This is a genomic window from Streptomyces sp. PA03-6a, assembly GCF_033792765.1.
Classification (GTDB): domain Bacteria; phylum Actinomycetota; class Actinomycetes; order Streptomycetales; family Streptomycetaceae; genus Actinacidiphila.
The window spans coordinates 1-8,309 of record NZ_JARAVK010000327.1; the positions used below are offsets into that span (position 1 = coordinate 1).

An 8,309-nucleotide genomic window follows, 5' to 3' on the forward strand; every position below is an offset into this window, starting at 1 on the left:
GACGACCACCGCCGCCCCCGCCCTCACCACCGGTCACGCGACCGGGACGAGCGAGGCGTCCACCACGCCCGTCGCCCGGCCGCGTGAGCACAGATACGACATCGACCTGCTGCGCGTCCTGTGCTCCATCGGTGTCATCGTCTGCCACGCCGCCGGCCAGCTCCTCAACGCCGTGGGCCGCGAGCCCTCCGGCGGCCGGCCCGTCTACTGGACCGGGCTGGTCTCGGACGGGCTGACCCGGTGCGCGGTGCCGCTGTTCTTCGCGATCGCCGGCTGGGTGGTGCTGGTCGGCGCGACCCCCCGGGACGGTACGCAGGTCCGCAGACGGCTGACCCGCATCGTGGTGCCGATGGGCGTGTGGACCGCCGCGTACCTCGCCTGGGACTGGATCCGGGACACCAACTCCCGTCCCACGCAGCGGCTGGCCCTCGAGTCGCTGTTCGGCTCGATCCAGCCCGCGTACCACCTCTGGTACCTGTACGCCTACGTGCCGGTGATCCTGCTGCTCTCGCTCGCCGCGCTGATCAAGGCGGGGAAGCGGCCCTGGGGCCTGGGCGTGCTGCTCGTCCTGCTGGCCATCGCGCCGACCTTCATGGGCGACCTCGGCAAGGTCGTCCACGTGAACCTGCCCGACTTCGAGTGGAACCTGTCCCCGTACCAGGTCGCGTACGCCGCCGCCGGGTCCGCGCTGCTCGCGCTGCCGCTCGCGGCCACCACCGGCCGCGGCCGGCGGCTGAGGTGGCTGGCGGCCGGGGTCTGCGCGTGGGCCGCGGTGGTCGCGTACGAGCACTGGGTGCACTACCCCTCGCCCTACGCGGGCCTGGCCGTGCCGTTCCTGGCGGGCGCGCTGGTGATGGCCCTCAACCGGATCAGCATCCCGGAGCGCCTGCGCCCGCTGGTGTCCCGGCTCGGCGGTGCGGCCTTCGGCGCCTACCTCGTGCACCTGATGTTCCTGCGGGCGCTCGCCCCGCACCTCGTCTCCGCCGACGCGGGCTGGCCGGGCGCCGTCCTCATGATCACGCTGCTGGTGACCGGGACCGTGGTGCTCTCCTTCGCCGCCAGCCTGCTGTGGACGCGCCTGCGGCTCAACCGCTGGCTGGGCTGACCCCGAAGGCCCGGAGCACGTGACGGAGGGGCGCCGTGTCACCGACACGGCGCCCCTCCTGAAGGACCGGTTCCCCCGGGAGGCTCAGCCGAGGACGGTCTTCAGCTTCGCCACGTTGTCCTGCGTCACCTTCCACAGCGCCTCCTGGCGCCCGTGGACGTCGGCGACGGTCGCCGACAGGTTGTCCAGGATGCCGATGGAGCGCTCCGCGAGGATCGCGCCGAGGTTCCGGTCGTGGACGGAGACGCCCCACTCCGGGCGCTCGATGTCGGACAGGAAGTACGCCATCTTCGGGTGGGAGATCAGGCTGATGATGGGCGTGCCGCAGCCGAACGGGATCATGCCCGCGTGGCCGCGCATGCCGATCACCAGCTTGGTGCGCGCGAAGGCGGTGCGCAGCTGGTCGGTGTCGAAGTCGTACATCGGCTCGACCGGCAGCGAGATGCCGTACTCACGCCGCAGGTCGAAGACGAAGCGCTCGTCGTCCAGCGCGTGAGCGGCGTAGCGGACCTCGGCGTGCTTGCCGATGGCACGGACCGCGGTGGCCATCTCCCGGAGGAAGTGGTCGTAGTCGTGGCCGAAGCGCAGCCCGGCGCGGTCGTAGGCGCAGTTGATCAGCACCGTGTCGTCCCGCTCCACCGGGTCCTGCCAGCCGGGCACCAGCTGGCGGGAGACGGTGGTCGGGCAGGGCTGGAAGAGCACCCGGTCCTGCAGCTCCGCGGGGAGCAGCGCGCGGACCTTCTCCACCGAGCCGTGGTTGCGCAGACCGAAGAACGCCGACTTGGAGACCAGCAGCCGCAGGCTCTCCTCGAACCGGCGGCGCGTGTACGACTGGCCGTCGAAGGCGTTGTAGCCCACCGCGAAGACCGCCAGCGGGACGTCGATCTTCTCCAGCAGCCGGTCCGGCACGTTCCACTGCCAGGCGCTGTTGCCGTTCGGCGAGGTGTCCGGGATGAACAGGCCGCCGCCGCCGATGACCAGGCCGCGGCGGGAGTTCACCCGCTCCAGGGCCGCCTCGTCGAACAGCTTGTGCGCGTGGATGGAGTGCCAGCCGCGGTCACCGGTGTCCGGGCCGAAGCAGAGCCGGACCGTCTCGGGCAGGATCTTGTCGCCCGCGTTGCCCTGGCGCTCCATGTAGAACGCCACGTGCGCCAGCTGCTCGGAGGGGGTGCCGGTCTCGGCCGGGCGGGCGGCGATCGCCTCCGCGCGTTCGTACGAGATCCGGCAGGCGCGGTCGCTGACGTCCGCGTTGAGGCCGGCCAGGGCGTACTCGCGGGAGGCCGTGTTGTCGCCCAGGATCCACGCCATGTTCGCCAGCCGGCCGAAGGGGCGGGCGGCGGCCGGGGCGTGGGCCGTGGAGAGCAGCAGGTGGGCCGTGGCCTCCTCGTAGCGGGAGGTCGACATCAGGGCCTGGCCGAGCAGCTCGTGGGAACGGCTCTCGTCGGCCGGGATGGGCGAGCGGCCGAGGATCTCCACCGCGTCCTCGTACCGGCCCTTGGACAGGTACGCCTCGGCGACCTCGCGGACGCCGTCGTGCCGGCTCTCGCTCGCCACGAGGTGGCGGCCGAAGTGGATCAGCAGGTCCGGGTGCTTCTCGTCCTCCAGGGCCAGGAAGCGCTCGACGAAGTCCGCGTGGGGGAGGTCGTACTCTCGCCACGCCGCCTCGGCGCCCGAGTAGCCGTGCTCGCCGCCGTTCCACGGCTTGTGACGGCCGGTGAAGTGCAGGATGACGACGTCTTCCTCGTCGGGGGAGCGGTCGCCGGACAGCCGCCGCTTGACGAAGTTGTAGCGCGGGTCGATCTTGACGAACTTGCCCGCGAGCAGGGCGTTGAGGATGCCCTGGTCGTGCTTGTCGAGCTCGTACGTGCCGGAGGTGCCGACGGCGTCGATCTGCGCGCAGAACTCGTCGGTGAGGTACTCCTTCTGGATGACCAGCAGGCCGCTGTTGAGCTTCGACTGGTCCAGCAGGAACTGCGGCACCGCGCCGACGCCGTGCCGCATCCGCAGCAGCTCGCCCAGGTCGCCGAGGACGACCATGTCGGTGTCGAGCGTGATGACCGTGTCGTAGTCGCGGATCCGGAAGACGTCGAGGATGAAGTACGCCTTGCGGATCAGGTAGTTCTCCGGGTCGCCCTTGACGAAGTCGTCGTAGCGCTCGGGGACGACACGGCGCATGACGACGCGCGGGTGCAGCTTGCGGATCTCGGTGACCGAGGCCGGCTGCAGGTCGTCGTAGAGGACGACGAAGTCCTCGCAGAGGCCGGGGTTGGTCAGGGCCAGGCTGCGCAGCAGGGTGAGGAAGCCGGGCAGGTAGTTCTCGTCGACGTACGACGCGAAGGCGACGCGGCGCTTGCCGGTCAGCGTTTCGCTCCGGGGCGCCGGAACCGGGACAGAGGCGGTCATCGGAGCGATATCCTCATTTCAGTGACGTCCTGGGCGCGGGCCATGACCCATTCCTTCTCGTCCGCGTAGCCGTGCGCGGTGGCGATCGGGAGCTTCATCGCTTCCTGCAGGCGGTAGGCACCGCTGTCGTAGAAGTCGAACCCGATGAGGTCGATCTTCGGGTTGACGTCCAGGAAGTCCAGCAGCCACAGCATGTTGAAACCGCTGGTGGGGATGGACGGCATCGCGTCCTCGCCGATCCTGCCGATCTCGCGCACCGGCCAGCGCAGCGTGCGGTCGCCGACGTAGCGCTGGGCGCCGGGGACCAGGCGGCGGCGGACCGAGTTGCGCCACTGGTGGTGGCTGCCGCTGAAGACCAGCCGCGTCTGGACCTTCTTGTCCCAGTTGAAGTTGTGCAGGTGGATCGTCGCGTGGATGTCGGTCTTGGTGCCGGTGGCCGGCGCCTCGATCCGGTACGAGTTGAAGCGGACGACGAGGTCGTAGGAGTCGATCTCCTGACCCATCGTGCTGGAGCCCACCCGCTGGGAGTTGGCGACCAGGCAGATCGTCTTCCCCGCGATGAGGTTGCGGAAGTCGCTGAGGCCGACCATCTCGGAACCGGTCAGCGCCGGGTCCGGGATCGGGTCCAGCTCGCGCAGCCGGCGGTCGTCGGCGTACAGCTCGAGCAGCTCGGTCGAGCCGGCCAGCCGGCCACGGTCCCGCTCCAGACGGATGTTCACGTAGTCGGTCAGCGCCGCGCGCACCGAGGTGGCGGAACCGTCCTGCTCGCTCATCCCGACGAGCGCGGCCACGAGCCGGGGCTCGGCGCGCTCCCAGTCGCCGGCGTCCTTGAGGGCCAGGCCCTCGGCCCACAGCTCGGTCTCCGGGACGCCCGCGAACTCACGCGAGCCCGGGGCCTGCTTCTGGAGCAGCTGCAGCGTCTGCGCGAGGCGCTCGCCGCTCTCCCGCAGCTTGGTGATGCGGCCCGCGATGTTGAGGTCGTCGTTGGGGGTCAGCGCCAGGAAGCGCTCGTACGCGGCGATGGTGGCCGCGTCGTCACCGAGCGCGTCCATCAGGCGCGCCCGCAGGCGCCAGCCGGCCCGGGACTGCCTGCGGACGCCGAGGACCGTCTCGGTGATGCGCGACGCGAGCTGCAGCTCGTCGGCGCCCTGCACGTCCACGGCCTTGTTGCCCACATCGAGCAGGGCGTCGAAGACCTCGGGGTTCGACTTCGGCCAGGTGCTCTTCCCGCCGGTGAGCGCGGCGGCGTCACCCGGATCGGTCATCGCGGCCGCGTACCGGGCCAGCAGTTCCCGGATCGCCTCGGCGAGCTGGCCCTTTCTCCAGTCCAGGTTCTTGGCGAGCTTGCCGCCGTGGACCGCACAGGACCGGACGCACTCGGCCACGGAAACCGAAGCGATCGGAATATCCGCGCCCGCGGAGTTGTCCAATCTTTTCTCGAGCCATCCAGCCCGGAACTTGACCATGCTGCTCCCAACAATGACACGGCCGCTGGGGAGAACTGCATGGGTTTCCCGCGCGGATCAACAGACGCCGCCCGGGCACCTCGACGCACATGGACACGCGCACGGCACATGGGGCGGAGGCGATCACCATAGGGAGTGGATGTGACGTTCAAGTGAACGAGGATCTAAGCGGATGCGAACGGGGAAGGCGGCGACCGGGGGATACCGTGGACGACGTGGGGAAAAGCGGGAGTTCGTATTCCGTATTCCCTGCGTTCACCTTGCCGAAGCATTCCCGACGCCCCCTCTGGATCTAGTCCGATACGCTTGTCCTCCGGCACCGTCCGGGGGGCCGGAGTCCGTGGCCCGCGTCGAGATCGTCTGGATTCCCAGGTGCCCAAACTTTCGGTAATCGTCCCCTTCCGCAATATTCAGCCATACGCGCACGACATGTTGTGCGGGCTGGCCAACAATGCGGGGGCGGACACCGAGTTCATCCTCGTAGACGATCACTCGACGGACGGCACCCCGGAGATCCTGGACCACTGGGAGCGCCGGCTGCCGGGCATGAGGGTGATCCGGCACGAGCAGAACAAGGGCGTCGCCCAGTCCCGCAACAGCGGACTGGACGCGGCCGGCGGGACGTACGTGACCTTCCTGGACGGCGACGACTGGTACGCCCGCGGCTACCTCGACGAGCTCGTCGCCGGCATCGAGCGGCTGGACTGCGACTTCGTGCGCACCGGGCACGTCAAGGCCACCGGCACCGAGCGGGTCGTGCACCGCCCCCCTGCCAGGCGCTGGGACGCCGTGCTCCACCCGCGCGACGCGATCACGCCCTCGCACGTGTCGACCATGGTCGACTACCCCTTCGTCTGGGCCGGGATCTACCACCGCCGGCTCTTCGAGGACGGCGGCATGCGCTACAACACCGGTCTGCGGACCGCGGAGGACCGCGAGTGGGTCTGGCGGCTGCACCTGACGGCCCGGTCCTTCGGGGTGATCCGCCCGCTCGGGGTCTTCTACCGGCGCGGGGTCAGCGACTCGCTCACCCAGATCAGCGACGGCCGGCAGCTGGACTTCATACCCGCCCACGACGCGATACTCGACGACGTGCTCGCCGACCGCGAGGCCGAGCGCTTCCTGCCCAAGATCGTCCGCACCTACTGCGCGCTGATCGCCTTCCACATGTCCAACGTGCGGCGCTACGACACCGGGACCGGCAGGCAGCTCAAGCGGCAGTCCGCCGCCGCCCTGGCCCGCATGCCGCAGGACGTGCTGGACCGGACCCTCGCCGAGATGGACATCCAGCGCGCCCACGTGCTCCAGCGGCTGCGCGGCGACGCGCCGAAGGCGGCCTGACGATGACCCTGCCGACGGCCGAACGGGCTGAGGAGAGCATGAACCACGACCGGGCCCAGATCTTCGAGGTCTCGACCCTCTACGGCGCCGCGACCCTCGCCGCCGCCCTGGACGCCGGCGCCTTCGGGCCCCGCACCGGCACCCGGCGCATCCTGCTGGTGAGCAACAACGCCCCGGTCCCCGAGACGGTCGTCCAGCTCTCCGACATGCACGGGTACCAGCGGATCGTCACCCGCTTCGACGAGGTCGTCTCGTGGAACGAGGTGATCCACCCGCACCGGCCCTCCAAGTGGGCCCCGCTGGAGGACGAGAGCTCCATCTGGCAGCGGTTGTTCCGGCATTCCTGGGGCCTGGGCGACGTCCCCGTCGAGCTCGTCGTGGAGTCGATCCAGGTCAACCCGGCACGCGCGCTCGCCACGATCTTCGCCGAGAGCGCCGTCCACGTGTACGCGGACGGCCTGATGAGCTACGGGCCCACCCGTGAGAAGCTCCCGGGCCCCCTCGGCAACCGCGTCCAGCGGGTCCTCCACCTCGACCTGGTCCCCGGACTGCGCCCGCTGCTGCTGGCGGAGACCGGCGCGGAGCCCGAGCTCGTCCCCGACGACGCCTTCAGGGCCGTGCTCAAGGAGATCGCCGTCGAGGCGGCGGACGACCCCCGGCTCACCGCCCTCGCCCAGGACCCGCCGACCGCGGTGCTGCTCGGCCAGTACCTCGCCGCCCTGCGCATCCTCACCCCGCAGGAGGAAGAGGAGCTGCACGTCACCATGGTGCGCGGCGCGATCGCCGCGGGTCACCGCTCGATCGTCTTCAAGCCCCACCCCACGGCGCCGGCCGGCTACTCCAAGGCGATGGAGGAGGCCGCGGCGGCCGAGGGCGCGCGGCTGCGCGTGCTGGACGGCCCGCTGCTGGCCGAGACGCTGTACGAGGTCTGCCGGCCGGAGCTGGTCGTCGGCTGCTTCTCCACCGCGATGCTCACGGCGAGCGCCTACTACGACGTCGCGATCGCGCGGGCCGGGACCCGTCTGGTGCTGGACCGGCTCACGCCGTACCAGAACAGCAACCGCGTCCCGCTGACCATCGTCGACCACCTCGTGCCCGACGTCGACACCCCGGGTGCCCAGGGCGGCGCCGCCGGGGAACTCGCCCCGCTCGTACGGGCCGTGGGCTTCTGCATGCAGCCCAGGATGCACCCCGGGCTGCGCGAGGAGACCGCGGCGTGGCTGCGGGACCACCTCGGCCCGGACACCGAGTACTACTTCCGGCGCCGCCGCCTCACCGCGCTCGGGCTGCCCGGCGGCGGCCCGCTCAGCGCCGCCCAGCGGCTGCGCGGCAACACCACCGTGCGCCGCATGGCACGCGTGGCCCGCCGCCTGCGCTCCCGGCCCAGGCGCTAACGCCCGACCTGCCCCAGCCAGGTCAGCGTCCGCCGCACCTCCAGCGAGAACGGGTGGTGCGGCCCGTGCACCCGGTCGGAGTCGTACAGCAGGCGGGACAGCACGTCGTGGGCGGCCATGCGGTCGCCCACCGACAGCAGCAGGTGGCCGATGCGGCGCCGCACCTCCAGCGGCAACTCCGGGTCGGTGGCGCGGTACTGCTCGAAGGAGGGCAGCAGCGCCCGGTACTCGGCGAGTGCCGCCGGGGCCTCGCCCAACTGCTCCAGGCACTGCGCGGCCTCGTAGCGGTACTGCAGCGACTGGCGGCCCAGCGGCCCCGACTCCGCGGCCAGTTCGTCCGCGAGCCGGCGCAGCTCCGGCAGGGCGCGGCGGTACTGGCCGTCCTCCATCAGCGTGGCCGCGTACTGCTTGCGCAGCATCCGCACCACCGGTGACTGCTCGCCGTGCTTCTCCGCGGCGGCCGGCAGCACGCCGCCCAGGATGTCCACCGCCTGCGTGATGCGTCCGGCGTCGAGCAGCCGCTTCACCTCGTCGACGGCCTCCGCGATGCCGTGGCCCGCGGGGGCCCCGGTCGCGCCCGGGGCCCCCGCGGGCCACGGC

5 protein-coding genes and 1 pseudogene are annotated in these 8,309 nt (G+C 71.1%); 3 read left to right on the forward strand and 3 right to left on the reverse strand.

All coding sequences use genetic code 11. The features are described 5' to 3' along the window. Window positions 1-1,105 (forward strand): acyltransferase (locus PV350_RS41580; protein ID WP_500338599.1); only part of this gene is annotated, 1,105 nt, incomplete at its 5' end. A gap of 84 nt (window positions 1,106-1,189) precedes the next feature. Here the strand turns inward: PV350_RS41580 and PV350_RS41585 are convergent. Beyond that, a complete protein-coding gene (locus PV350_RS41585; protein WP_500338601.1) occupies window positions 1,190-3,508 on the reverse strand; it encodes a glycosyltransferase in 2,319 nt (772 codons plus the stop codon). Continuing rightward, window positions 3,505-4,893 (reverse strand): glycosyltransferase family 29 protein, encoded by a 1,389-nt coding sequence (locus PV350_RS41590; RefSeq protein WP_500338602.1) that lies wholly within the window; start codon window positions 4,891-4,893, stop codon window positions 3,505-3,507. Before PV350_RS41590 ends, PV350_RS41585 begins: the two co-directional genes overlap by 4 nt. 453 nt (window positions 4,894-5,346) lie before the next feature. Here PV350_RS41590 and PV350_RS41595 point away from each other — a divergent pair, with 453 nt between their 5' ends. Continuing rightward, window positions 5,347-6,315, forward strand: coding sequence for a glycosyltransferase family 2 protein (locus PV350_RS41595; RefSeq protein ID WP_499512237.1), 969 nt, complete (start codon window positions 5,347-5,349; stop codon window positions 6,313-6,315). 2 nt (window positions 6,316-6,317) lie between these two features. After that, window positions 6,318-7,709 (forward strand): polysialyltransferase family glycosyltransferase, encoded by a 1,392-nt coding sequence (locus tag PV350_RS41600; protein WP_500338603.1) that lies wholly within the window; start codon window positions 6,318-6,320, stop codon window positions 7,707-7,709. Here the strand turns inward: PV350_RS41600 and PV350_RS41605 are convergent. Then, window positions 7,706-8,309: pseudogene (locus PV350_RS41605) on the reverse strand (serine/threonine protein kinase); the annotation flags it as partial. The gene PV350_RS41600 and the pseudogene PV350_RS41605 sit on opposite strands and share 4 nt — an antisense overlap.